The 23,997-nt window shown below is 69.7% G+C and carries 23 protein-coding genes and 1 pseudogene; 14 read left to right on the top strand and 10 right to left on the bottom strand.

Annotated elements, in window-relative coordinates:
• The first annotated feature begins 27 nt into the window (after positions 1–27).
• The 5 genes from ACIBO2_RS34185 to ACIBO2_RS34165 all read left to right on the top strand — a co-directional run bounded on the left by ACIBO2_RS34185 (position 28) and on the right by ACIBO2_RS34165 (position 5,413).
• Positions 28–957: an ATP-binding cassette domain-containing protein gene (locus ACIBO2_RS34185; RefSeq protein ID WP_358551802.1), complete on the top strand. Its 930-nt coding sequence runs from the start codon at positions 28–30 to the stop codon at positions 955–957.
• Entirely contained in the window at positions 954–2,486 is a 1,533-nt protein-coding gene (locus tag ACIBO2_RS34180; protein ID WP_397302246.1) for an ABC transporter permease subunit, read from the top strand. Before ACIBO2_RS34185 ends, ACIBO2_RS34180 begins: the two co-directional genes overlap by 4 nt.
• A complete protein-coding gene (locus ACIBO2_RS34175; protein WP_397302243.1) occupies positions 2,483–3,259 on the top strand; it encodes an ABC transporter permease in 777 nt (258 codons plus the stop codon). Before ACIBO2_RS34180 ends, ACIBO2_RS34175 begins: the two co-directional genes overlap by 4 nt.
• A gap of 844 nt (positions 3,260–4,103) precedes the next feature.
• Positions 4,104–5,054, top strand: coding sequence for a hypothetical protein (locus tag ACIBO2_RS34170; protein WP_397302241.1), 951 nt, complete (start codon positions 4,104–4,106; stop codon positions 5,052–5,054).
• On the top strand, positions 5,051–5,413 hold the full coding sequence (locus ACIBO2_RS34165) for a hypothetical protein (protein ID WP_397302238.1): 363 nt from the start codon (positions 5,051–5,053) through the stop codon (positions 5,411–5,413). The genes ACIBO2_RS34170 and ACIBO2_RS34165 overlap by 4 nt, the downstream gene beginning before the upstream one ends.
• Before the next feature lie 29 nt (positions 5,414–5,442).
• Here ACIBO2_RS34165 and ACIBO2_RS34160 read toward each other — a convergent pair whose 3' ends face one another.
• Both ACIBO2_RS34160 and ACIBO2_RS34155 read right to left on the bottom strand, forming a co-directional pair.
• Positions 5,443–6,003 (bottom strand): GNAT family N-acetyltransferase, encoded by a 561-nt coding sequence (locus ACIBO2_RS34160; protein WP_397302235.1) that lies wholly within the window; start codon positions 6,001–6,003, stop codon positions 5,443–5,445.
• A gap of 64 nt (positions 6,004–6,067) precedes the next feature.
• A complete protein-coding gene (locus ACIBO2_RS34155) occupies positions 6,068–7,180 on the bottom strand; it encodes a helix-turn-helix domain-containing protein (protein ID WP_397302232.1) in 1,113 nt (370 codons plus the stop codon).
• A gap of 438 nt (positions 7,181–7,618) precedes the next feature.
• Between ACIBO2_RS34155 and ACIBO2_RS34150 the strand changes: the two genes are divergently transcribed.
• The 4 genes and pseudogenes from ACIBO2_RS34150 to ACIBO2_RS34135 all read left to right on the top strand — a co-directional run bounded on the left by ACIBO2_RS34150 (position 7,619) and on the right by ACIBO2_RS34135 (position 9,072).
• The gene (locus tag ACIBO2_RS34150; protein ID WP_397302561.1) at positions 7,619–7,852 is read left to right on the top strand and encodes a hypothetical protein; all 234 of its coding nucleotides are present in this window, start codon (positions 7,619–7,621) and stop codon (positions 7,850–7,852) included.
• 45 nt (positions 7,853–7,897) lie between these two features.
• A pseudogene (locus ACIBO2_RS34145) lies at positions 7,898–8,455 on the top strand (FAD-dependent oxidoreductase); the annotation flags it as partial.
• Positions 8,452–8,658 carry a hypothetical protein gene (locus ACIBO2_RS34140; RefSeq protein ID WP_358551785.1) on the top strand — a complete coding sequence of 69 codons (207 nt, stop codon included), beginning with the start codon at positions 8,452–8,454 and terminating at the stop codon, positions 8,656–8,658. The pseudogene ACIBO2_RS34145 and the gene ACIBO2_RS34140, both read left to right, overlap by 4 nt.
• Before the next feature lie 45 nt (positions 8,659–8,703).
• A complete protein-coding gene (locus ACIBO2_RS34135) occupies positions 8,704–9,072 on the top strand; it encodes a DUF488 family protein (RefSeq protein WP_358551783.1) in 369 nt (122 codons plus the stop codon).
• A gap of 263 nt (positions 9,073–9,335) precedes the next feature.
• Here ACIBO2_RS34135 and ACIBO2_RS34130 read toward each other — a convergent pair whose 3' ends face one another.
• Together ACIBO2_RS34130 and ACIBO2_RS34125 are read right to left on the bottom strand one after the other, a co-directional pair.
• On the bottom strand, positions 9,336–10,445 hold the full coding sequence (locus ACIBO2_RS34130) for a hypothetical protein (RefSeq protein ID WP_397302228.1): 1,110 nt from the start codon (positions 10,443–10,445) through the stop codon (positions 9,336–9,338).
• Between the two features lie 4 nt (positions 10,446–10,449).
• Entirely contained in the window at positions 10,450–11,043 is a 594-nt protein-coding gene (locus ACIBO2_RS34125; protein ID WP_397302226.1) for a hypothetical protein, read from the bottom strand.
• Between the two features lie 350 nt (positions 11,044–11,393).
• Here ACIBO2_RS34125 and ACIBO2_RS34120 point away from each other — a divergent pair, with 350 nt between their 5' ends.
• The gene (locus ACIBO2_RS34120; RefSeq protein ID WP_397302223.1) at positions 11,394–11,945 is read left to right on the top strand and encodes a hypothetical protein; all 552 of its coding nucleotides are present in this window, start codon (positions 11,394–11,396) and stop codon (positions 11,943–11,945) included.
• Between the two features lie 336 nt (positions 11,946–12,281).
• On the top strand, positions 12,282–13,400 hold the full coding sequence (locus ACIBO2_RS34115) for a virginiamycin B lyase (protein ID WP_358551775.1): 1,119 nt from the start codon (positions 12,282–12,284) through the stop codon (positions 13,398–13,400).
• Here the strand turns inward: ACIBO2_RS34115 and ACIBO2_RS34110 are convergent.
• From ACIBO2_RS34110 to ACIBO2_RS34100, 3 genes are all read right to left on the bottom strand, one after another.
• Positions 13,307–13,597, bottom strand: a complete 291-nt coding sequence (locus tag ACIBO2_RS34110; RefSeq protein ID WP_358551964.1) for a VOC family protein — start codon at positions 13,595–13,597, stop codon at positions 13,307–13,309. The genes ACIBO2_RS34115 and ACIBO2_RS34110 overlap by 94 nt on opposite strands.
• A gap of 51 nt (positions 13,598–13,648) precedes the next feature.
• Positions 13,649–16,048: a S8 family peptidase gene (locus tag ACIBO2_RS34105; RefSeq protein WP_397302220.1), complete on the bottom strand. Its 2,400-nt coding sequence runs from the start codon at positions 16,046–16,048 to the stop codon at positions 13,649–13,651.
• Between the two features lie 98 nt (positions 16,049–16,146).
• Complete coding sequence (locus ACIBO2_RS34100) at positions 16,147–17,754, bottom strand: phospholipase A2 (protein ID WP_397302217.1); 1,608 nt, start codon at positions 17,752–17,754, stop codon at positions 16,147–16,149.
• A gap of 339 nt (positions 17,755–18,093) precedes the next feature.
• Between ACIBO2_RS34100 and ACIBO2_RS34095 the strand changes: the two genes are divergently transcribed.
• Both ACIBO2_RS34095 and ACIBO2_RS34090 read left to right on the top strand, forming a co-directional pair.
• Positions 18,094–19,113 (top strand): NAD(P)/FAD-dependent oxidoreductase, encoded by a 1,020-nt coding sequence (locus ACIBO2_RS34095; RefSeq protein WP_397302214.1) that lies wholly within the window; start codon positions 18,094–18,096, stop codon positions 19,111–19,113.
• A 47-nt stretch (positions 19,114–19,160) separates the two neighbouring features.
• Positions 19,161–20,057 carry an aromatic acid exporter family protein gene (locus ACIBO2_RS34090; protein ID WP_397302211.1) on the top strand — a complete coding sequence of 299 codons (897 nt, stop codon included), beginning with the start codon at positions 19,161–19,163 and terminating at the stop codon, positions 20,055–20,057.
• A 17-nt stretch (positions 20,058–20,074) separates the two neighbouring features.
• Here the strand turns inward: ACIBO2_RS34090 and ACIBO2_RS34085 are convergent, their stop codons facing one another.
• Together ACIBO2_RS34085 and ACIBO2_RS34080 are read right to left on the bottom strand one after the other, a co-directional pair.
• Positions 20,075–21,199 carry an AI-2E family transporter gene (locus ACIBO2_RS34085; protein WP_358551765.1) on the bottom strand — a complete coding sequence of 375 codons (1,125 nt, stop codon included), beginning with the start codon at positions 21,197–21,199 and terminating at the stop codon, positions 20,075–20,077.
• Between the two features lie 126 nt (positions 21,200–21,325).
• A complete protein-coding gene (locus ACIBO2_RS34080; RefSeq protein WP_397302208.1) occupies positions 21,326–22,843 on the bottom strand; it encodes an MFS transporter in 1,518 nt (505 codons plus the stop codon).
• A 24-nt stretch (positions 22,844–22,867) separates the two neighbouring features.
• Between ACIBO2_RS34080 and ACIBO2_RS34075 the strand changes: the two genes are divergently transcribed.
• The gene (locus ACIBO2_RS34075; protein WP_358551761.1) at positions 22,868–23,425 is read left to right on the top strand and encodes a MerR family transcriptional regulator; all 558 of its coding nucleotides are present in this window, start codon (positions 22,868–22,870) and stop codon (positions 23,423–23,425) included.
• A gap of 35 nt (positions 23,426–23,460) precedes the next feature.
• On the opposite strand, the gene ACIBO2_RS34070 is transcribed toward ACIBO2_RS34075, so the two are convergent.
• A complete protein-coding gene (locus ACIBO2_RS34070; protein WP_397302205.1) occupies positions 23,461–23,853 on the bottom strand; it encodes a hypothetical protein in 393 nt (130 codons plus the stop codon).
• Between the last annotated feature and the right edge of the window lie 144 nt (positions 23,854–23,997).

Raw genomic sequence — 23,997 nt, 5'->3', positions numbered from 1 at the left:
TATGGCGTCTTGCGTACAACCGAACCCATGCGAGCAACCATCGAGGTCGCCGGGCTGCGTAAGCGGTTCGGCCAGACCATGGCGTTGGACGGGATGTCCTTCACCGTGGAGCCGGGGCAGGTCACGGGCTTCGTCGGCCCCAACGGAGCGGGTAAGTCCACCACGATGCGGGTGATCCTCGGCCTGGACGCGGCCGACGAGGGCACCGCACTGGTGGGCGGGCGGCCGTACACGGGCCTGCGCGACCCGCTGCGTCACGTCGGTGCGCTGCTGGACGCCGCCGCGTTGCAACCCAGCCGCACCGGCCGCAACCACCTGCTGTGGCTGGCCCACTCCCAGGGGTTGGGCGCCCGGCGGGTCGATGAGGTGATCGAGCGGGTGGGGCTCGGGTCGGCGGCCGGGCGCCGGGCGGGCGGCTTCTCCCTGGGCATGCGCCAGCGGCTCGGCATCGCCGCCGCGCTGCTCGGCGACCCGCCCGTGCTCATGCTCGACGAGCCGTCCAACGGCCTCGACCCCGAGGGCATCGTGTGGATGCGCGGCTTCCTGCGGGCGCTGGCCGCCCAGGGCCGGGCCGTGCTCGTCTCCAGCCATCTGATGAGCGAGCTCGAGGACACCGCCGACCATCTCGTGGTGGTGGGTCGCGGCCGGGTCGTCGCCGACACCAGCGTGGCCGGCCTGATCGCCGCCGCCTCCACCGGCCGGATCGCGCTGCGCACCACCGCGCCGTCGGAGGCGATGGCGGCGCTGGCACACGCCGGCGCCGCCGTGGCCGCCACCGGCCGCGACACCCTCACGGTGGCCGGGCTGGCGGGCGAGCACGTCGTGGCGGTACTCAACCGGGCCGCGGTGCCGTTCTCGGAGGTGTCGGCGCATCGCGCGACGCTGGAGGAGGCGTACATGGAGCTGACCCGCGACGCCGTCGAGTTCCGCGCCGCAGGGCAGGAGGCGGCACGATGAGCGCCGCCACCTACCGCTCCGGCTTCGCGCGGCTGCTGCGCGCCGAATGGACCAAGTTCCGGACGGTCCGCGGCTGGGTGCTCGCCATGGCGGGCGCGGCGCTGGTCACCGTGCTGCTGGGGCTGCTGTCCGCCTCGGGCAGCCACACCTCGTGCGGCGGCGCATGTCCCGCCGTACCGGTGGGGCCGGGCGGCGAGGCGGTGGAGGACAAGTTCTACTTCGTCCACCGGACGCTGGACGGAGACGGCAGCATCACCGTCCGCGTGACCTCGATGACCGGTCAGAAGCGCCTGCCCGACCTCACCCCGGGGGGCCGGAACGTCGTCTCCGGCCTCGTGCCGTGGGCGAAGGCCGGAGTCATGATCAAGGAGAGCATGAAGCAGGGCTCCGCCTACGCGGCGGTGATGGTCACCGGTGCGCACGGGGTGCGGATGCAGCACGACTTCACCCAGGACGTGGCCGGCCGGCCCGGCGGCGTCTCCCAGCAGTCCCCGCGCTGGCTGCGGCTGACCCGTTCCGGCGAGGATCTCACCGGCTACGAGTCCACCGACGGCAGGCAGTGGACCCGCGTCGGCACCGCGCGCCTGGCCGGGTTGCCGGACACGGTGCAGGTCGGGCTCTTCGCCGCCTCCCCAGGCGACCTGACAGTGACGCCGGGCGATTTCGGCGGGTCCAGCGCGGCCTCCCGCTTCGCCGAGGCCACCGCCGTCTTCGACCAGGTCAGTCTCCAAGGCTCGGCCGCCAGTGGGGCGTGGCACCCCGACGACGTGGGCGTCACCCTGAACCCCGACGGGTCGGCCCACCATCCGGGCGGCTTCAAGGAGTCCGGCGACACGTACACCGTGACCGGCGTCGGCGACATCGCGCCGCTCTCGGACGGTCAGCAGATCGAGAACACTCTCACCGGCGTACTGACCGGGCTGATCGTGGTGATCGTGGTGGCGGTCATGTTCATCACCACCGAATACCGGCGCGGCCTGATCCGCACCACCCTGCTCGCCGGCCCGCGGCGCGGCCGGACGCTCGTGGCCAAGGCCCTGGCCATCGGCGCGGTCACCTTCGTCGCCGGACTGGCCGCGGCCACGGCGGCGGTCACGCTCGGCGAGGGGATCCTGGTCGCCAACGGCAACTACGTCCTGCCGGTGGCGCCGTTCACCGAACTGCGCGTCATCGTCGGCACGGCGGTGCTGCTCGCCGCCGCCGCGATCCTCGCCCTGGCCGTGGGCACGTTGTTCCGGCGCAGCGTCGCGGCGTTCATCACCGCCATCGTGCTGATCGTCGTCCCGTACATCCTCGCGACCGCCTCGGTCCTGCCCGCGGGCGCGGCGCAGTGGCTGATGCGGCTCACCCCGGCCGCCGGCTTCGCGATCCAGCAGAGCATTCCGGCGTACGCGCACGTGCTCGGCAACTACACCCCATCGGGCGGCTACTACCCGCTGGCGCCCTGGGCCGGGCTCGCCGTGCTCTGCGGATACGCCGTGCTCGCGCTCGGCCTGGCCGTCTTCCAGCTACGTCGGAGGGACGCATGAGACGACATCTGCAGGCGGAGTGGACGAAACTCCGAACCGTGGCCGGCACCGGCTGGCTGCTGCTCGGGCTGGTCGCGCTGACCGTCGCCGTGAGCGTCGTGGCGGCCGCCGCCGTGTCCTGCACGTCGGCGGGCTGCGCCTACGACCCGGCCAAGATCAGCCTGTTCGGGGTCCAGGTGGGCCAGGCGATGGTCGCCATCCTGGCCGTGCTGGCGATCAGCGGCGAGTACAGCACCGGCATGATCCGCACCACTCTGGCGGCGATGCCGCGCCGGGCCACCGTGCTGGCCGCCAAGGCGGCCGTCGTCACCGGGCTGACGCTGGCCGCGGGGACCGTCGCGGTGCTCGCGTCCCTGCTGGTCGGGCGGCGTGTCCTGCTTGAGAACGGCTTCACCCGCGGGCCGGGCACCCCGATGCTGTCCCTGCTGGAGGGGCCGATGCTGCGCGCGGCGTTCGGCTCGGTCCTGTATCTCGCGCTGATCGCCCTGCTCAGCCTCGGCATCGCCGCCGCCGTACGGGACTCGGCCACGGCCATCGGGGTCGTGCTCGGCCTGCTCTACATCCTCTCGATCCTGCCCTTCATGATCGCCGACCCGGACTGGCAGAAACTCCTCTGGCAGCTGTCCCCGATGAACGCCGGGCTCGCCATCCAGGCGACCACCCATCTGTCCACCCTGCCCCTGAGCCCATGGGCGGGACTCGGCGTCCTGGCCCTCTGGGCCGCCGCGGCGCTCCTGGGCGGCGGGCTGTCGCTACGGCTGCGCGACGCCTGAGCCACACCCGCCCGCACACCGGCTGGAACGTGGTGGAACGCCCCAAAGAGCACAGAGAGGTGCCGCAAGGAGGCGGCGCGGCGCAGGACGGGGCGGAGGAAAAACCCCATGGAGAATCTCTTTCGATTGATGCTCACACGGCCGGCCGTGGCGCAGGGTCCGGATAATCCCAGCATCCCGCTGAGCCAGGACACGCCGTTTCAGCAGTCACTGCGGGAGGCCGTCGAGGCACCCCAGCGGCGTACTGCCATAGAGGAGGCCGCCACGGCGTTCGTGGCGGGACCGGAGTTCATCGGCGACCGGCGGACACCCCGCTGGGCGCCGAGCTCGACGAGCTGGCCGACCGGCTGGACGAGATGGAGACCGTCGACCGGAGCGCCTCACCGCTGGGTTGCGACGGATGGTAATTGTGAGGTGGTTTTCTGTCACAGCCGGGTGCCTGACTGGCGCTCGCTCCCCGCCCCTGTTGGTGTCCGCATCAACGGGACAGCGTCCGGCGGGGCGGTGGCCCAAGAGACGCACTTCCTCCAGAGGTGCGCAGTCAGGCCCTGACAACGCGGTTCTCAACCACGGTCCGCCCGGCTTGCCGGACGGACGCGGCTTCGGCTTCCACCGGATCACTGCCCGGCCTCCGCCGGGTGCGACGAGACTACGCCGACGTCCGTTTTACTGAGGTAACACAGGGAACCGAAGACGCTGTCGACCCGCGAGGCGGAACAGGCGCGGCGGCAGCAGCACGAGGCGGCGGTGGCCGCGCGCCAGGAGGAGATCGACGGACTGCTGGCCCAGCACACGAGCGACCACCTCCCCGGCCGCCGAGACCACCGAGGAGATCAACGCGCCGGTGGCCCAGGCGTTGCTGCAGACGGCCGCCCCGGTGCTGCGCGGCCGTACGGACTTCCAGCCGACGCCGCTGACCGAGGTCGGCTTCGTCCTGCTGCCGACGGCCAACGAGCAACTGTCCGCGGCCACCCGCACGCTGCTCACCGACCGCGGCCTCGACCTGACCGCGGTGCCGCTCGACCGGCTCACCCACCGGCTGGAGGCCGACCTGGCGGCGACGGCGGCTCGGCTGGAGGCGGTGGCGGGACACCGGGTGCGCCAGTCGCTCCTGCGGGTCGGCGACGCCCTCGTCACGGTCCAGACGCCCGTGACGACCGGCTGGGGAACGCTCGGCACGGGTGGCTCCCTACCCCTGCCGACGCTCCCGCTGGACGGGCGCGTCCCGCACACCAAGGGCGAGGTGGCCCCGGCCGGCATCGCCGACCTGCTGGTGGTCAAACAGCAGCTGACCGGATACGAGTCGGCCGACGTCGCGCACATCGAGAGCGTGCTGCGCGGCGAGCGCAAGCTACGCGACCACAGTCGCCGCGACACCACCGAGCTGATCACGATCAACGAGCAGGAGACCAACACCAGCGAGGACCGCGACCTGCAGACCACCGACCGCTTCGAGATGACCCGGGAGACCGAGCAGACGGTCAAGGAGGACGTCGCGCTGAAGGCCGGGCTGAACATCTCGGGCAGGTACGGCCCGGTCGTGGAGTTCGCCGCCGGCGCCGAGGGCTCCATCGCGCGCGGCAAACAGGAGGCCACCAAGTCGGCCGCCAGGTTCTCGCAGGACGTCACCGAGCGGACTTCGCGCAAGATCGCCGAACGGGTGCCTGATCAAGCCCCCGGACTTCCCCCTCAACCCGGCGCAGATCGACGAGATCAAACAACCGCGGGCGCGGCGATCTGTACGAGGTCGACCACATTCTCGAGCAGCGTTTCTGGCGCAACGATCCGCGGGTGAGCACAGCGTTCGACGAGAAGGGCGAGGGCATGGCCATGGTGATTCCCAAGAATCCGGCGGTGGTGGCGAAGATGCCGGGAAGAGCCATCGCTTATGTGCACACCCTCAAGACCCGCCCGCTCACCGAGCTGATGCCGAACGGGCGGGAGGCGGAGTTCACCGTCCAGCAGATCTTCGACGCCCACATGTGGGTGCTGGAGTCGTTGCGGGTCGACCGCTCGGTGACGTCGGGGGATCGCCTCCTGGGCGACTTCCGGCTGCTGGCCAGGGCGCGCCGCGAGCGGCTCGAACTGCGCATGCCGTCCGCCGCCACCTTCACACCGCAGGGCGGCTGGCCGGTGCTCGTGGGGGTCCAGTGAGACAAGCGACAGGGCGGGGGAGTAGCGCTCTAAGGCGTCTGCCTTCCCGCCCGCCACTCCGGCGCGAGCACCGACCAGACCTCCATGTCGAGCCGCTTGCCCCGATACGCGTAGCTCTCGCGCAGCACGCCGTCCTTGGTCATCCCGAGGCGCTGGGCCACCGCGACGCTCGCCGCGTTCTCCGCCGAGACGATCCACTCCACGCGGTGGATGCCCCGCTCCTCGACGGCCCAATCGATGATCACGCGCGCGGCCCTGGTGACCAGACCCTTGCCCGCCGCGGACGGCTCCAGCCAGCAGCCCACCTCGGCCGTACCGTGCTCGATGTTCATCGTCCGGAAGAGGACTCCGCCGACCAGCTTGCCGTCCGTCCAGATGCCATAGATGCGGCCCACGTCGGCCGCGGCCTTCTCGGCGTACGCCCGCAGGTACGAGCGGCTCGACTCCAGGTCCGTGACGACGTCCGGCAGCGCGATGTGCTGGCCGATGAACTCCCGCCCCCGGTCCATGTGGGCCAGGAACTCCGCCGCCCGCCACGGCTCCAGCGGGCGTAGCTCCGCGCCGTCGTCACCCAGGGATATTGCGTACATAGCTCACCTCAACGGTCGAAACCATCCCAAACGGTGAACGGATCTTCTCACAGGCGGCGCGACGTCATCTCCCGGCACCGTCAGGCGGCGTCGCGCTCGCGACGGCGTGAGCCGCGCCGCGTCCGCGGGCTCGGGCGACGATCTCGCCCGCCTGAACGCGTACCGCGGCCTCAGTGGCGTCGCCGATGTCCGGGAGGCCGACGGCCGAGGCGATGGTGGCGTGGTCGTCGAGGACGAGCCGGAAGCCCGGCCGGGCCTCCGGCTCGAACACCCGCCGCAGGCACCCGGTGAGGTCGCCGACCCTGAGCCGTACGAGACGTCCGATCTCGGCGGGATCGTCCGTCACCACCGCCACGGTGATCTGGTCGCCCGGCCGGGCGGCGCGGACGGCTTCCTCCGCCGCCTCCAATCGTCCGGCCCCGAGGACCACGAGCACGCCGTCGGCGTCGAACCCGACCCGGCGGCCGGTGATCTGATCCGGCAATTCGGCGGGCGGCTCCCAGCGGTCCTGGACAGACTGCGCGGGCGCGACGAAGGGCAGGTGCGGCGGATCCCACGTGTCGGCGAGGTCGAGGCCGGTCAGGTGCTCGCAGGCCCGCGCCACGTCGAAGGGGTCGGCGAATCCGGGTGCCGTGTCGGCCAGGTGACCGGCCCCGTTCAGCAGTGTGAGGACCAGTTCGGCCAGTCGTACGCACCGCGGGTGGTGCGGCGGGCGTGACTCCAGCGCGAGAGCGAGCAGCAGCGCCTCCAGCCTGGTGACCTGCGCCAGCGCGGTACGGCCCGGCTCGTCGTCGAAGACCCCGGCCAGCGAGCGCAGCCGCAGGCTTCCGTCGGCGGGCGTGTCGCCGGCCAGCGGCAGGCGTTCGAGCCAGCTACGGGCGAACGCGCCCATCGCCTCGGCCAGACCGGGTGGCGACGGCGCCTCAGGGGCGTCCGCGTGCCCGATCGAGCCGACAGGGGCGTCGGCGTGCTCGATCGAGCCGACCAGGACCGCCAGGTAGAGCGCGCGCTTGCTCGGGAAGTTCGAGTAGACCGCGCCACGGGTCAGCTCCGCCCGCTCCGCGATCCGGTCGACCTTGGCGTCGGCGTATCCACGCTCGCCGAACTCCGCCCGCGCGGCCACCAGGACGGCCGCCCTGGTGCGCTCCTGCTGCTGCGCCCGGGTCAGCCTGACCATCGCGACCTCTTCGTCCCCGTCATGGTCACAGGATACTAAGGGCATTCGGATGCATATATCATCTGAGCCTGGCGCGGATGAGCTGCACGGTTGTGACCGGTATCCATCTTGTCCGGGTATTCCGGACTGATCGGCATCACGGGTTGAGGTCTTGAACAGGATTTGCTCACCCGCGAACCTGATGCGTTGACCGGAGCCGATCTCCTCCACGAAGTAGTCCCAGCCGAAGTTCGGCCCTGAAGTGTCGATCCGGATGTCGATCGCGGCGCTCAGCGAGCGGTAGAACTCGGCCACTCATCCAGCGGAGTGCTCGCTGACCTTATGCCTCAGTGCTTCCCGGGAGGTGGAGGGCCTCCATCATCATGGAAACCACCAGAACTCGGCTTGACGTCCACCGGCGTAGCGTCGGTGTCATGAGAGGGATGGCGGTCGGTCTGGCTGGACGACCTGAGCCGGGAACCGCTGGTTTCAGGCAGTTTGGCGGATCTGGTCGCGCGGGACCACGTGGCGGAGGTCACCACCAATCCCACCATCTTCGCGAACGCCATATCGCGCGGTGATACGTACAACGCACAGATGAGCGTTCGAGGCGAGATGGGACCGGCCGCGCGAGCAACCGGCCACCACCCTACGAGCAGCCGACAGAAGTGCTGGACATGGCCGTTGACATGACGTATTTGATCGCCGGAGCAGGTCTGGCGGGGGCGAACCGAGCGGGAGGAGATCTACGTCCACCCGCAGCCGTGGTACGGCGAGCACGACGTCGATCTGCTCCTCGGTACGGCGATCACCGGCATCGACCTCGCCAGACGCGAGATGAGGCTGTCCGACGGCACCCGGATCGGCTGCGCCAAACTGCTGCCGGCCACCGGCTCCTCCCCACGGCAGCTACCGATTCCGGGCGCCGACCTGGATGGTGTGCTCTACCTGCGCCGGGTCGAAGACAGCAACCGGCTCAAGGCGGTCTTCCCAACCGCGTCCCGGGTCGCGATCATCGGCGCCGGCTGGATCGGGCTGGAGACCGCGGCCGCCGCCCGCGCCGCCGGAGCCGAGGTGACCGGCCTGGAGAGCAGGGAGTTGCCGCTGCCGCTGCCGCGGGTGCTCGGCCGCGAGATCGCCGAGGTCTCGGCGGGCTGCACCGCGAGCACGGGGTCGACCCGCGCTGCGGCGTGCGGGTCGCCGAGATCGTCGGCCGTACCGTACTTCTTCGCCGTCAGTACGACCCCGGGATGGAGTATTCCGGCTACGTCGAACCTGACGGATATGAGGAGGTGATCTTCCGCGGTGACGTCCAGACGCACCACTTCGCCGCGTTCTGGCTGCGCGGCGGGCGAGCGCTGGCCGGTACGAACGTCAACATCTGGGACGTCAACGACGCCATCCAAGATCCCGTACGCGCGGACACCAGCGCGCTGGGCGACGCCGAGACACCACTGGGCTCTCTGGTCGGCGCTTCGCCCAAAGCAGGAGACGGATGAAGGTGCCCGCCATACAGGGACGCGCACGACCGTGAGGAGGCAACCATGGCTGGCAAGGGCAGGGGCAAGGTTCAGGTGCGCCGGGTCTATGAGGAGCCGGCTGGAGACGACGGCACCAGGGTGCTGGTGGACCGGATCTGGCCGCGAGGGCTGACCAAAATCAAGGCAGGCCTCGACGAATGGTGCAAACAGGTCGCTCCATCGACAGAGCTGCGTACCTGGTATCACCACGATCCCGAGCTCTTCGCGGAGTTCGGCCGCCGCTACCGCGGCGAACTGGCAGATCCCGAACGGGCAGCCGCGGTAACGCACCTGCGCGAGCTCGCGAACAGCGGAGTGCTGACCCTGCTCACCGCGACCAAACAGCCGGAGATCAGCGAGGCCGCCGTGCTCGCCGAACTGCTCCAGCAATGACCACGGCCGCCGGCAGGACGGCCGTGCTCGCAGGGCCGCTGGCAGGATGGCCGTGCTCGTAGGGCCGATACGCACAGGCATCAACCGACAGCACCCACCACCAAGCCGGGAAGCGGTGTTTCCCACCCGACCACATGCAGCGCATCCCATGCCAGCCGTTCGGCTCGTGCGCAGTCGGGTCATCGACGACATCTACCGCAAGGCAGGACTCCCACTGCGCGGCACCGTCCAGTTGGCCGCCCCAGGCGGCGGGTGGTCGCGGACTAGGTAAAGCGGGTTCGACGTCGCCGGGAAAGGCACAGGGCGAGGACCAGAGAGGCCACGACCGTCGTGGCGAGGCCGATGATGAGGATCCACGGCCAAGACGAGTCGATCAATGCCGGGATGCCCCAGCTGGCGGGTTTGCCGGGGAACAGGAGCGTCGCGGTGACGGTGCGGTGGACACGGCCGCTTTCCAGCAGGAGTTCGACCTTCCACGGGCCGTCGGGCAGCCGTTCGTCGAGCACGACGGCGACCGGCGCACTCGCGTTGAGCGCCAGCGTGGTGCCCAGCTGGGCTGGGAACGGTCCGGCGCCAAGTCCGCCGGGCCCCTCGCTCAGCCGCATTTGCCCGCTGATGTCCAGGGCGCGCTGGCCGGTGTTGTGCACCGTGGCCTGGACCACGGGCATGCCGTCGGCCGTGCGGCCAGGGGTCAGCCGGTCGATGTGGAAGTCCGATGGCGGGTCACCACCGGGGCCGACGTCGAGATAGATCCTGATACCGACCCGGTTGACCATTTGGACGTTGCGAGCGGCGCCGGGTGCGGCTGGGGCGGTCGCCTCGGCGAAGATGGCGCCGTACCGTTCTCCCTTGGTGGCGGTCTGGGGAATGGTGATCGTCGCCTTGAGCGGGATGTGGCTGTGCGGCGGCGCGACCAGCTCGGTGCGGTTGATGGACACCCACGAACTCAGCTCGTTGGCGTCGCGCTCCGGCGACGGCACGAACTTGCCGTCGCGGATCTCCGCCGCACCGGGATAGACCGCGATGCGCTGGGGACTGTTGGAGGTGTTCTCGATTTCGAAGCGTCGGGAGATCTTGGAGCCGGGGTTGATGTGGTCGACGATGTACAGGTAGGCGCGGGGATCGTCGCGACGGTTGGCGGAGGCCTCCAGCAGCTTGATGCCGATGACGCCGCGTGGGGCGCGGTCGGACGGGTCCGAGCCGCCCGATCCGCCTTGTGCGAGGGCGGGGGCGCTGATCGAGCTGAGCAGCAGCGTCAGCGCCCCGAACGAGGAGAGTAGCAGCGAGGAGAGTAGCAGCGAGGAGAGCGGCGGCGAGGAGAGCGGCGGCGAGGAGAGCGGCGGCGAGGAGAGCGGCATGGTGCGCAGGCCCACGTGGTCAGGTCACCGTGTGCGTGATCGTGCCGGTGTACTGGCCTGCCACGTTGCTCAGGGCGGTTGCGATGGTGATCAGCGGGTTCCACGTGGCCGAGTTGCTGCCGGTGCCGCCCGAATGGCTGTAGGCGGTGCGCGAGGCGCTCAAGGCCTGTCCCGTCGCGGGAGGTGGTGCGGCACAGCCGGTCTGGCCGGCGGTGAAGGTTCCGTTGCCGTTTGTGGCGGAGGCGGTTCCCGAGCAGTAGGACACGCTGGCGTTGGAGATGGTCTCCCCGGGGTCGTCGCCGCCGCCGGTGGTGAAGGCCGTCGAGGTCACGGACGCCGTCCAGGTGGGGGTGGCCGAGCCGCGCGCGTCGTTCACGGTGACCGCCCCCAGCTGGCCGGAGGAGTAGCCGCCCGGTGCCGCGTCATTGGTCAGGTCGACCGTGCTGTTGGGCACGGTGATCTCCAGCGCACCCACGGTCACATCGAAGGTGACCGTGGTGTTGCACGCCGTGTTGTTGGCACAGGTGGCGGCTTCGGCCGGCATTCCGGTCAGCGTTCCCACCGTCATCACCCCCGCCAATCCCACCAGGCCGGTCCGCAAAAGCGCTTTCATGCTGGTGAATTCTCCTTGAACTCGCAGACATCGAAAACCCCCGGCCCGCTCCGGGTGCAGGATGTGGGAACATTAACACGGAGCGAAAGCGACTCCTTTGCCGATACAGTCAATCGCCCCACCAAAAAACGCCAAGCCTTCGAATGCCGTGATTGACCTGGCCGCAGCCCCCGTTCTATGAGGTGCCCGCCCAAATACTGCATAATGTTTGGCGATGAATTTACCGGACGCGGGGATTGCCCTACGAACGCGGCCCGCCATTCGCCACTTAGACTGCCGACGGCATTCGCTCGTCGCCTGAACGGTCGGCGGACCGGCTCATGCAGATTCATCGGAATCGAGGGAGATACGTGGGGACATTCGCCTCGCTGATGGCGTCGATCGTCGTGAGCCTCGGGCTCGGTGCTCCCGCGGCCCCCGTGGCCGCCGCCGGTGCCATCGGTGCCGCGACGAACTCCACGTTCGCCTTGCACGTCAACACCCTCACGATCACCGTGCCTGCCTCGGCCGGCCTGGGAAACGGCAGTCAGGGCAACTCGCTCAGCGCCAGCATGGGCACGATCACCGTGGAGGATACCCGTAACGGGTCCATGACCTGGACGGCGACCGTGACGTCCACCAACTTCACCACCGGCGGCGGGAGCGCAGGCGAGACGATCGCCAAAGGCGACGTCGCGTACTGGTCCGGCCCGACCACCAGCCAATCGGGCGGTGGCACCCGCGTCCCGGGGCAGCTCACCGCGGCGGACAAGGTTCCGCTGTCTTCGCCGGTGATCGCGTTCAAGGGGACCAAGGCGCCGCTCAGCACCACCACCAGTTGGCAGCCGAAGCTCGTGATCAGTGTCCCGATCGCGGCCATCATTGGCCACTACACCGGCGTCATCACCCATACGGTTACGTGATCACTCGCTTCCCGCCATCGCGCGGGCCCCGGTTCGACATCTTCATAGGGGCTCGTTGCGGCGAAGCCGACATTTCCCACTAACCGCCCGCCCGCTGCTTTGGCAACGCGCCGGTGAATTGGCGGACTCATGACCGGCCACAAACGAAGACGGCCGAGGTGGAACGGTGGCGCCGGGAGATATTGGGACGGCTGAGCCGGGCGGAGGTGAGGAATGTCCGATGTATCGATATTCGGCGGTGTTCGCGGCGGATATTCGAGCATTCCAGACATTGCTTGTGGCGGTAAAAGCGCTCATCCAGCCGATATATTTCCATTCTTCCTGAAAGGGGATGTCATGCGTCGACGCTCCAGAATCCTCGGATATCCACTCGCCGTCATGGCCCTGCTCCTGGCGGCCCACATACCAGCCGCCGCATCCGACGCCAAGCCACCCCACCTCCCCTCGCCCCTACGCCCCTGGGTCAAGCTCTGCCTCACGCTCAAGCAGCGGCCGCACCATAGGCACATCCGGTGCATCTTCCCGCCCGCCGACCGGCACGCGAACGTCCCGATGCGCATAGCCGACTCCCTGCGCACACCGACGATCAACGAGAGCTCCGTACCGACTTACCAAGCGAGCCCTGTCGGAATCACCTCCGGTCCGGACGGCAACATCTGGTTCACCGAGAACAACGGCAACAAGATCGGGAAAGTCACCCCGGGCGGCGTGTACACCGAATACAGCCTGCCCAACGCGGACTCACAGCCCGGCCACATCACCACCGGACCTGACGGCGCCGTGTGGTTCACCGAAGCGAACGCCAACAAGATCGGGCGCATCACCACGTCCGGGACGATCACCGAATACAGTCTGCCCACTTCCGGCGCCTACCCATGGGGCATCACTTCCGGTCCGGACGGCAACCTGTGGTTCACCGAGACCAACGTCGACCAGGTCGGAAAGATCACCACGTCCGGGACGATCACCGAATACAGTCTGCCCACTTCCGGCGCCTACCCCATGTTCATCACCACTGGCCCCGACAGCAACCTGTGGTTCACCGAGCCCCTTCTGGGCAGTCTCGCGAAGGTCACCACCAGCGGAACCGTCACCGAGTACGCCGGTCCCTCTGGCGCGTTGCCCATAGGGATCGTCACTGGATCCGACAGCAACCTGTGGTACACCGACGCCCAAGGAAGGATCGGCAAGGCCACCACCGCCGGGAGTTTCACCGACTACTCCCTCAGTGATCCCAACAGCTTCCCCTGGGGAATGACCCTCGGCCTGGACGACAACGTGTGGTTCGTCGAACAGAGCGCCAACAACGTCGCCAACATCACCACAACCGGCACCATCAGCGAATACGCTCTCCCGACCAGCTACGCCGGCCCCATGCAGATCGCCGTCGGATCAGACGACAACCTCTGGGCCACCGAGAACCCCGTCGACCAGCTCGCCATCGTCACCCCCTGACCAGACCGGCCGGCAGCCGCATCGCCTGCGTGCCGCGGCTGCCGGCCGACCTCCCGTCCGAAGATTTCGCATCCGGTGGGCATATCCCGGACAGGAACTGCTCGCAGCGCCGCAGTGGCGCTGCGGACCGGGATCTCCATCCCCAGGAGCTCACGGTAGAAATCCACGCTGACGTCCAGATCGCGGACGAACATCACCACCGACGCCAACTGCACTCGGGGGGCCCTTGGAAGGGAGGCGATGGAACGTCATCGGGCCGGGAAGTAGGCGTAGGCGTCCACGGAGACGGTCACCTGTGAGGTGCCCTCGTTCCTCAGCACGACCGTCCCGTCCTGCCGCAGTGCGGCCGTTGTGAAGCCGCTGGTGTCCTTGTTCGCCGGGTACGCCACCACCCGGGCGGTGTTCGGGTTGCTCTGGGGCACCACCGAGACGATCCCGGCCGCGCTCGCCTTCGCGGCGACGGACAAGCCGACGGCGGCGACGCCGGACGAGGGGATGTCCGGCACTCCGGTGAACCTCAGCACGCGGGTGCCGCCCGCGGTGATGGTGACGGCTTTGGCCACCGACGCCGGCCGGATCGCCTTGGTGGTCGATCCTCGCTGGGCCGAGGTGTAGTAGCCGCTCACGTCGACGGAGATCTCCACCGTGCCGGCGCCGAGATTGTGCAGGTTGATCTTCCCGTCGGGGCCGGGCTTGACGATGGTGAAGAACTGCGCCGCGGTGTTGGCCGGGTAGTCGATGTTGGCGTCGATGGGATAGATGTCCCCGGCGGCGTAGACCCGTATCGTCCCGGTGGCGGCGCTCTTGACCATCACCGTGAGCGCGACCATGTCCACCCCGGAGGCGGGGACGCCGGACATGCTGGAGGTGGCCAGCTGGACGTTGCCCCAGGCCGGGATGACGGTCCGCTCCGCCGGCCGTACCGGGGAGATCGGCATGTAGGTGCCGCCCACGGCGGCGTCGGCCGCCGCGCGGGTGTGGCCGTGGACGTCGAGCGTCACGCGCACCGGCGCGCCGCTCCTGTTCACCACCTTGACCTTCCCGTCCGCGCCGACCTTCGCGATGACCATGGTGGAGGTGTAGCGGCTGCTGTCGTAGAAGAGCACGTTGCTCTCCGGCTCCGCTTCGTCGGAGGGGTACACCGCCAGGGAGCCCGAGTTGAACCAGTCGCCCTTGGCGGCGATGTTGAGCGCGACCGCGCGGATCCCCGTCGCGGGCAGGCCGGCCACGCCGGCGACCTGCACCGACATGCTGGAGTTGGCGCTGAGCTGGACGCTGTCCAGAATCCGGCCGCGCGTGTTGAAGTACTGGTCGGGCCCCGGCCTCGGGGTCGCTCCCAGGGCGGCGTCGTCGAGCTGGATTCGTGGAGTGGTGGCGCCGGGATAGCTGATGCTCCTGCCGTTCTCCTTGAGCATCGACTCCAGCTCGGTCACGCTCGCGGTGGGGAAGGCCTGGCGCAGCACCGCCAGGGAGCCGGCGACGTGAGGGGCGGCCATGGACGTCCCGCTCATGGAGCGCCACGCGTCACCGGGCACCGAGGAGATGATGTCGGTTCCCGGAGCGAAGAGGTCCAGGAGCGGGCCGCGGTTGCTGAAGGAGGAGACCGCGTCGTCGTTGGTGGTGCTGCCCACGGCGATGGCCGAGGAGACGCAGGCCGGAGCGCTGATCGCGTCCGTGTAGCCGTCGTTGCCCGCGGCGACCACCGTGGCCACCCCGGCGGCCAGGAGGTTGTCGATGGCCAGCTTGCGGGGGTCGCCGTCGCAGGGCGCGGTGTTCCGGCCGCCGCCCAGACTCAGGTTGGCCGCCACGATGGGCAGCTCGCCGTTCAGCTCCCGTACCTTCTCCAGCCCGGCCAGCTGGGCGCTGGTGAAGCTGAGCACGCACGGCGTCCCGCCCAGCCCGCAGAAGTCCTCGCTGTCGAACTTGCTGAAGACCTGGATGGCCACGATGTCGGCGGTCGGCGCGACGCCGCTGCCGTCGTCGCCGTCCAGGCCCTCGCCCGCGACGATGCCGGCCACGTGCGTTCCGTGGTCGCAGTCCAGCGCGGCGTCCGCGCACGGGCCGCTCTCGGAGTCCGCCGAGCCCGGCCCGTCCTGCTGGTCCGCGCCGTTCGGGCACAGGCTGGTGGCCGAGTAGTCGGGGTCGATGGGGGAGAAGCACGCCTCGGCCACGACCCGGCCGCCCAGGAAGGGATGGTTGACCGCCACACCGGTGTCCAGCACCGCCACCGCGCTTCCCTCGCCCGTCAGACCGGCCGCGCGCGTGCGGTCGGCGCCGATGAGCGGGATGCTCTGGCCGAGTGTCGGCGGCACCGGCCGGTCCTCCGACACGCTGACCACGCCGGGCTGCGCGGCCAGCCGATCCAGTGCCGCCTGGTCCGCGCGCAGCGTGACCACGGGTAAGACGGACAACGTCTGGAGCACCTGCCCGGCACTCGCGGCGGCCGGCAGGTCCGCGCGGGCCTTCGTCACCACGTTCACCCTGACGTGGGCGCCACCCGCGAGTTTCTGCGCCAGGCCGGGCTCCACCCGCGGGCCCGCCGCCTCCTGCGGGCTCAGCGCCGACGCGGAGACGCCGGGGGAGAGCGCCATCGAGGAGAGCAGGATCGCCGCCAAGGCGATGATGCGGCGAATCGGACGTCGGTTCATTTACGGTCTCCGCTTGAAGGAGTTGCGGAAAGAACATGGTGGTAGGCCGCGGACGCCACCACGGGGCGCTTTCTGCGGTGGTGGCGTCCGCTGACCCGTTAGTCCCTGGTCGCGTTCGCGCCGTTCCTGGGGTTGCCCCTGCGCACGCCTTGCCGGTACGTCCACGCGATGTTCCTGCAGAGCGGTCGCACGAACCGGTTGTAAGCGGAGCACGTCCAGTCACGCAGGGTCGTGTAGAAGAGGACGTCTACATCGGTCTTACGGCTCCAGTCGAGGTAGTACGGGTAGTACCACCTCTTCAGGTTGTTGCCGATCAGTCCATAGCCGTAGTCGTGCATGTCGCAGGCCGAGCGGAAGTTGAATCCCGACGGGGCGTCCGGCGAGTTGGTGCAGTGGTCGTAGGCGATGCCGACGACCCAGCGCTTGGTGGGCAATTGCCTCCAGAGCGGCTTGTGCCAGCCGTAGTGCGCTGCCCAGGCCGCGCACGCGCGGCTGTAGTACAGCCAGTGCACGGCTGCCCAGCAGGAGGCCGGGTAGGACATCGGGCCCGCGACATCGCCGCTAGGGGTCCCGCCCGGAGCGGTGGGGTCGAGGGCCGGCGGCGGGCTGTCGGAGGCGTCCGGCCACCTGGTGGTGGAGGTGGCGGTAGCGGCGGGCAGCGCGGACTCGCCGGTGTAGACCAGCGACCAGGCGCCCGACTGGCGCGAGTCGATGGTGCTCAGCCGCCCGGTCGTGTCGTAGACGTACGTCGCCGGCGGGATGCCGCTCTCGCGCGGATCGGCCATGCTGCGCAGCAGGCCGGAGGCGTCGTACGTGTAGCCGGCCACGGTCTCCGGTGCCGCCGAGCCGGACGTCTGGGTGATCTGCTTGAGGCGGCCCGCGTAGTCGCCGAAGGCCGTGCCGGTGGCCGTGGTGGACGTCGCGTAGGTGAAGGCCAGGACGCTCTGAGGCTCCTCGCCGGCGGCGGGCTCGGTGACGGTGGCGACCCGGCCCTGTGCGTCGTACTTCACGGTCGAGGTCCCGAAGGCCTTCGTGCCGACGTCCGTCACCCGCCAGGTGTCGCCCTGGGAGACGCCTGTCTGCTGCCAGGTGTAGACCTGGTCGAGGTCCGCCGAGCTGATCGGGTTGCCGATGTCGTCGGTGAATCTGTCGTCGCCCGCCTCCGTCGTGCCGAGGCCGGTGGCGATGGTCTCGCTGATGGCGCTGCGCATCGCGCCGGCCGTCGCGTCCCACCGGGTGGTCTCGGTGAGTTTGGCGCCGCCTTCGGCCTCGTAGCGCCGTACCCCGCCGCCGTCGGGGAAGGAGACGCTGCTCTTGAGCGCGTATCGGGCCTTCTCCCCCGAGTCGAGCTCGGTGACCTGGACGGCGTCGCTGAGGACTTCGAGTTTCCTGCCGGTCATGCCGCCGAGGAACTCGGCCTGCCAGCCCGGCCCGAACACCGACAGGTCGGCGCGGGAGGCCGGCACCGCCTTCGGCTGGGCCAGGCTGCCGTCGATGGCGGCCACGCCGTGCTTGCGGCCGATCGCCCCCACCGAGGCGTCGATCTCGTTGAGCTCGAAGGTCTTGATGTCGCCGAAGTACTGGCCGGGGCCGACGGGCTGGTCGCTGTCCGACGCCGTGGCGGCGACGGCCGCCTGCCCGGGAAGGACGGTCAGCAGGGGCAGGATCACCACGGTGACCGCCGTGACGATGGCTAATCGCCTCATGAAGCTCTCCTTACGTCGTTGGGTAAAGACGCTCGCGGTCCCGCTGGACGAGTGCCGGGGGTCGACGATCACTCTTCGTGGAGCGCGGGGCTCCCCTGCGAGGAGGGGACTTCGAGGAAAGGAATGGTGCTCGAAATCTATGGAGAGATCGGCGGCCCGTCTTCAATCCCTGGTTTGAACCAGCGGTCCACCATCCGCGGTAGCCGCTTCTACTCCGTTCGCTGACACCGGGGGTGTGGCCTACCACGGAAGTCGCAGACGCGCCTCTTTGCCATACCGGCAACAGAATTTGCGGCTGCGGTCCATGGGGTCGCATAGTTCGTCGCGGAGGTGGTCAAGGTGACCGATGAGCTGAAGGACGGCTATGACGTGGTGGTGGTCGGCGGTGGCGCCGCGGGGTTGAGCGGGGCGCTGATGCTGGCTCGGGCGCGGCGGTCGGTGGCGGTGATCGACGCGGGAGCCCCGCGCAACGCACCGGCGCAGGGCGTACACGGGCTGCTGGCCCGGGAGGGGATCCGGCCGGCCGAGTTGCTGGAGCGCGGCCGGGCCGAGGTTCGCGGCTACGGCGGTCACGTGGTGGCCGGGGAGGTCGCCACGGCGGTGCGGGACGCCAAGGGGTTCACGGTGACGCTGGCCGACGGCAGGTCCGTCCGGGCGCGTCGGCTCCTGGTGGCCGCCGGGCTGGTCGACGAACTGCCGGACGTGCCGGGGCTGCGGGCTCGGTGGGGCCGGGATGTGATTCATTGCCCGTACTGCCACGGCTGGGAGGTTCGTGACCGGGCCATCGGCGTACTGGCCAGTGGGCCGATGGCGGTGCACCAGGCGCTGCTGCTGCGTCAGTGGAGCGCCGATGTCACGCTCTTCTCCCACACCATGCCGCCGCCGGACGAGGAGGAGGCGGAGCGGCTGGCCGCTCGCGGCATCACCGTGGTGCCCGGCGAGGTGGCGTCCCTGGAGATCGTCGAGGACCGCATCGTGGGCGTACGGCTGGGCGACGGCACGCTGGTCCGCCGCGAGGTGATGGCGGTCGCCACACGGATGGTGGCGCGCGCGGGGTTCCTGGCGGCGCTCGGGCTGCGGCCGGTCGAGCATCCCACGGGAGCCGGCGAGTACATCCCCGCTGACGCGACCGGCCGTACAGACGTGCCCAGGATCTGGGTCGCGGGCAATGTCAGCGATCTGGTCGCGCAGGTGGGCACCGCCGCGGCGGCGGGCGCCACCGCGGCGGCCCAGATCAACGCCGACCTGATCGACGAGGAGACCCGAGAGGCGGTGGCCGCCTACCGGGACCCGTTCTCGGCCGAGGCCGAAGCGCGTCTGTGCGAACTGGCGATGGGCGAAAGCCGCCACGGCCTGTGAACTATCGTGGCTGGCCGCCGTCCTCGTGGGACATATCATGACATTTCGTGATCCGTACCTGGCGTGGCCGAGTCGCGCGTACGTTGCGCGGTGAGCTCGCGTACATTCGCGGCAGCTGGCGCGGGCTGGCCACCAAGGGCTCCCACCAACGGCTGCAGGCCCGCCAGATCGGCAAAGCCACCCTGGCCGCCGTGCTGGCCTGGTTTCTGGCCAGCCGGCTGCTGCCGCACGAGAGCATCTGGATCGCCCCCGCCACGGCCGTGATCATGGTGCACGCCACGGTGTACCAGACCCTGACCAACGGGTTACGCCGGGTCGCCGCCGTGGCCGCCGGGGTCATCCTGGCCGGCAGCATCGGCTCCCTGATCGGTCTGACCGCGCTCAGCCTCGTCCTGGTCATCCCACCCGCGCTGCTGGCCGCGCGCTGGCGCCGGATGGGCAGGTACGGCTCCGACGTGGCCGCCACCGCCGTCCTCATGCTCTCCTTCGGAGCCGCCTCTCAGGAGCGCTACCTGCTGGCCTACATCATCGCCACCGCCATGGGCGCGGTGAGCGGGGCCGCCATCAACACCTTGCTGTGGCCGCCGCTGTATCACCGCCGCCCCGACGCGGCCTTCCGGCGCCTGGCCGAACAGGGTGCCGCGCTGCTCGGCGACGTGGCCGACGGGCTGCGCCAAGGCTGGGACCTGTCCGGCCTGGCCGAGTGGCAGGCCCAGGCCACGCGGTTGACGGAGCGCCTGGACGCCGCCGAGGCCGCCGTGGCGGCCGGCGCCGAGAGCCGTCGCTACAACCTGCGCCGCCTCACCGCGCCACCCGGCCGCGACCACACACCGCAGGGCTGGGCCGTGAGCGGCAGCCTGCTCACCGACGCCCACCGCATCATGATCCTCTTGACCGACGGACACGGCCCGACCATGGTCGCGCCTGCCCAGGGCCCTCACTGAGAACCGCGACCGCGAGGTCAGTGGCGTTCCTGACGCGGCAGCACCACCTCGGCCGTGATCAGCTGGAGGGCGGCGGCCGCCGGGATGGCCAGCAGCGCGCCCACCACGCCGAGCAGCGCACCGCCGATCAGCGCGGCGACGATGGTGGTCGCGGGGGGCACGTCGACGGAGGACTTCATCACTCTCGGCGCGATGAGGTAGTTCTCGATCTGCTGGTAGACGATGAAGAACACCAGGGTGGCGATGGCCACCGGAAACGACACGAACAGTGACACCAAGATGGCGATGGTCGCCCCGATCCCGGCGCCGATCAGCGGTATCAGGTCGGTGATCGCCACGATGATGGCCAACGGCAGCGCGTAGGGCACGCCGGCGATCGACAGGAACATGAACGTGGTCACCCCGGCGATCAGGGAGATGAGCAGGTTCCCGGCCACGTACCCGCCGACGCTTTTGAAGATCTGATCGCCCAGCATCTGTACGCGCGGCCGCCGGCTCTTGGGGACCAGCCGGTAGCCGACCCGGGTGATGGAGGGCAGTGCGGCCAGGAAGTACAGCGTCAAGATCAGTCCCGTGATGGCGGAGAAGACCGCGCTGACCACGACGCTGGCCGCGCCGAGCAGCCCGCCGAACAACTGCTGTCCGACCTGCCCGCCGGTGAGGTAGGCCTGTGCCTGTTCCAGCAGGCCGAAGCGCTGATCGAGCTCGCGCACCTGCGCGTTGTTCTGCAACTGGCTGATGTAGGTGGGTAACTGCTCGACGAACTGGCCGCTCTGCTGGGACACGGCGGGCACGACCGCGATGACGAAGACCGCGAAGAACGCGATCACCGCGACGAACACCAGGGTGATCGCCAGCCAGCGCGGCAGGTGCCGCTCTTCCAGCCATTCCACCATGGGGTTGAGCCCCACCGCGAGGAACAGCGACATCACGATCAAGATCAGTATCGAGACGGCGGCGGTCAACGCCTGGACCAGCAGCCAGGCGGCCAGTACGCCGAGCGCGGCGGTGAAGCCGAAGAGGAAGGGGTTGCTGCCGAAGGGACGGCCGGGGCGGCCGAACGGTAACGGCGAGGGTTCCTCTCGAACGGCCCTGGCATCGCCCGGGGCCTGCGCGGTGGGGTGATCAGAGGGTTCCGGCACGGGTGCTCCTCTGCCCGGAGGTATCGCTTCATACCGTGCCGGGGGTCACAGCTTGCCGACGCGCGGCCATGCATCGGACAATGCCGATCACCAGCGCCGATCACCAGCGCCGATCAGCGGGACCGATCAGCGGGGGCTCAGGGAGGCGGTTCGTGGATTTTCGCCCCGGTCCATCCCCTCGAACAGCGCCGCGGCCCGCCCGGCCGTCTCCGAAGCCCAGCGCCCGGTGCTGAGCAGCCCCAGGGCCAGGACGCCGACGCCGAGCCCGAGCACCAGCCACCACACGCCGTGCTCCGCGCCGGTGAACGCCGTGCCGCCATGAGCCACGGATGAGCCGATGATCGTGCCGGAGATCGCGACGCCCAGGCTGGTGCCGGTCTGCCGGCCGGTGGAGGCCAACGAGGCGGCCACCCCGGTCATCGAGCGGGGCATGCCGGACACCGCCGTGTTGGTGATCGGCGGGTTGACGGTGCCCAGGAACACGCCGAACAGCAGATAGATCGCGAGTACGGCCGGCAGCGGGGTGGCCGGTACAAGCCAGAGCGACGCCCCGCCGCCCAGCGCCAGCGCGGCCCCGGCGACCACCAGCGGCAGGCGCGGACCGCGCGCTCCGACCACCCGCCCGGTGAGCGGGGACAGCACCACGACCAGCCCACCGACCGGAAGCAGGCACAGCCCGGCCGTCAGCGCCGACATGCCGCGTACGTCCTGCAGATACTGGGTGGTCACAAACAGGAACGCACCGAACCCGCACAAGGCGAACAACGCCATCAGAATCGCCGAGCTGAACGGCACACTGCGAAACAGGCGCAGCTCCAGCAGGGGGTCGGCACGGCGCGTTTCGTACCCGAGGATGCCCAGCACGCCGAGCGCGGCGACGGCGAGCAGGCCGAGGATGACCGGCGAGGTCCAGCCCGAGCTGCCGGACTCGATGATCGCGTAGACGACACTGCCCAGCACCAGGATCACCAGCGTCTGGCCCACCGGGTCGAAGCGGCGCGCACGGGCGGCGCGGGACTCGGGAACGAACAGCGCCGTGCACACGATCGCGGCGGCCACGATCGGCACATTGATCCAGAAGATGGAGCGCCAGCCGAAGCCGTCGACCAGCGCGCCGCCGAGGATCGGACCCAGCCCCAGCGACAGACCGGACATCGAGCCGAAAATGCCGATGGCCCTGGCCCGTTCGGCCGGGTCGGGGAACGTGGTGGCGGTGATCGCCATCGCCACCGGGTTGAGCATCGTGCCACCGACGGCCTGGAGCGTACGCGCGGCGATCAGCCAGCCGATGCTCGGCGCCAGGCCGCACATCAGCGAGCCGAGCCCGAAGACGGCGAGGCCGACCTGGAAGGTCCGCCGACGGCCGACCCGGTCGGCGGTGGACCCGGCCAGCAACAGGAAGGCGGCCAGCACCAGGGTGTACGCGTCGACCGACCATTGCAGGCCGGACACCGAGGTGCGCAGGTTGTGACGGATCGCGGGCAGCGCCACGTTGACGATGGAGATGTCCATCACCACGACGATGATGCTGGCGCAGCAGATGGCGAGCACCAGGTATTGACGGCGCCGGCTGAGGCCGGGCACGTCAGGCGGTATCGGCCCGCGTTCGCCGGCCGTCGCCTTCGGCCGCATTGAGTCACTCATGACCACGACGCTAGGATTTAGAGCATGCTCGAAGTCAAGCGGCAGCCGGAAGTCGAGCCGCAGCCGGTCGAGTCGCAGCCGGAACCCGAGCCTGCTCCCTCTATCCCCCCTGCCCGGTCTATCCCTGACGCCGGCCTGAGCATCGCCGAGGCCGCTCGCCTCACCGGGGTCAGCGCGCACACCCTGCGCTACTACGAACGCGCCGGCCTGGTCGTCACCGCCGTCGACCGCACCGCCGGTGGCCGGCGGCGCTATCGGAAGCTGGACCTCGACTGGATCACCATCTGCACCAGGTTGCGGGCCACCGGCATGCCCATCAAGGCCATCCGGCGCTACGCCGAACTCGTCTCCGCCGGACACGGCAACGAGGAGGAACGACTCGCCCTCATGGAGAGCCACCGCGCCGACGTGCTCGCCAAGATGGCCGAGCTGCAGGAGAACCTCCGGCTCATCGACCACAAGATCGACGTCTACCGGGGCCGGCTCGCCGCCGGCGACGCCGACCAGCTCTGGGCACCCAAAGCACCCAACCGCCAAGCGGCCGACCGACAAACGCCCGACCGCCAAGCAGGCGTCAACTGAGCGTGCTGGAGCGAACGTGCATGGCCGCTATGTCATCAGCGGTCGAACCAGCGGGCCGCTGAAGGCGTGAGCAGCATGATGACGAGCACCAGCGGTAGGAGCATGGCCGGGAGCAGCGTGGTCCAGCCGAAACCGCCGTCGATCGCGTTCTTGAGGAGGGAACCACCGACCGAGACCCCTTCGACGGCGATGGCACCCCAGCGCACGAGCTTACGTCGCGAAGTCCAGCGGGCGAGCAGCCAGCACATGAACGCAGTGATCACGGCGCTGTAGAGCAGCAGCAGGAGAAACGGCCCGCTGAAGGCGAAAGCGACCGTGCCGATCATGATGGCGAGCCCCAAGAGGCTGAAGGCCACATCGAGGGTCAGGACGAACATGGCGACTCGCATGGCGGTCGGCATACGCTCGACCGGGATCGCGTCCGTCACATGATCAGCGTAATCGCTTCGATGCCGGGGCGCGATCACTCCCAGGTCACGGAGTCCGGGTCCTCGTCATGGGCCCAGTCTCTCTCACTTTGGGACTCGCTCTGAGATCCCGGGCGCCTGCGGCGGCGATCTCCTCAGACGCCA

Source organism: Nonomuraea sp. NPDC050022, from assembly GCF_044460705.1.
Lineage (GTDB): Bacteria > Actinomycetota > Actinomycetes > Streptosporangiales > Streptosporangiaceae > Nonomuraea.
Note: the sequence above shows the minus strand (reverse complement) of the source record. Positions and strands in the feature narration are given on the sequence as shown.

Excerpts from the sequence above, each read along its gene's own strand:
- ACIBO2_RS34180 (WP_397302246.1), top strand. The coding sequence starts at position 954 with ATGAGCGCCGCCACCTACCGCTCCGGCTTCGCGCGGCTGCTGCGCGCC.
- ACIBO2_RS34075 (WP_358551761.1), top strand. The coding sequence starts at position 22,868 with ATGCTCGAAGTCAAGCGGCAGCCGGAAGTCGAGCCGCAGCCGGTCGAG.
- ACIBO2_RS34115 (WP_358551775.1), top strand. The coding sequence starts at position 12,282 with ATGCGTCGACGCTCCAGAATCCTCGGATATCCACTCGCCGTCATGGCC.
- ACIBO2_RS34105 (WP_397302220.1), bottom strand. The coding sequence starts at position 16,048 with ATGAACCGACGTCCGATTCGCCGCATCATCGCCTTGGCGGCGATCCTG.
- ACIBO2_RS34160 (WP_397302235.1), bottom strand. The coding sequence starts at position 6,003 with ATGTACGCAATATCCCTGGGTGACGACGGCGCGGAGCTACGCCCGCTG.
- ACIBO2_RS34185 (WP_358551802.1), top strand. The coding sequence starts at position 28 with ATGCGAGCAACCATCGAGGTCGCCGGGCTGCGTAAGCGGTTCGGCCAG.
- ACIBO2_RS34155 (WP_397302232.1), bottom strand. The coding sequence starts at position 7,180 with ATGGTCAGGCTGACCCGGGCGCAGCAGCAGGAGCGCACCAGGGCGGCC.
- ACIBO2_RS34135 (WP_358551783.1), top strand. The coding sequence starts at position 8,704 with ATGGCTGGCAAGGGCAGGGGCAAGGTTCAGGTGCGCCGGGTCTATGAG.
- ACIBO2_RS34175 (WP_397302243.1), top strand. The coding sequence starts at position 2,483 with ATGAGACGACATCTGCAGGCGGAGTGGACGAAACTCCGAACCGTGGCC.
- ACIBO2_RS34100 (WP_397302217.1), bottom strand. The coding sequence starts at position 17,754 with ATGAGGCGATTAGCCATCGTCACGGCGGTCACCGTGGTGATCCTGCCC.
- ACIBO2_RS34125 (WP_397302226.1), bottom strand. The coding sequence starts at position 11,043 with ATGAAAGCGCTTTTGCGGACCGGCCTGGTGGGATTGGCGGGGGTGATG.
- ACIBO2_RS34080 (WP_397302208.1), bottom strand. The coding sequence starts at position 22,843 with ATGAGTGACTCAATGCGGCCGAAGGCGACGGCCGGCGAACGCGGGCCG.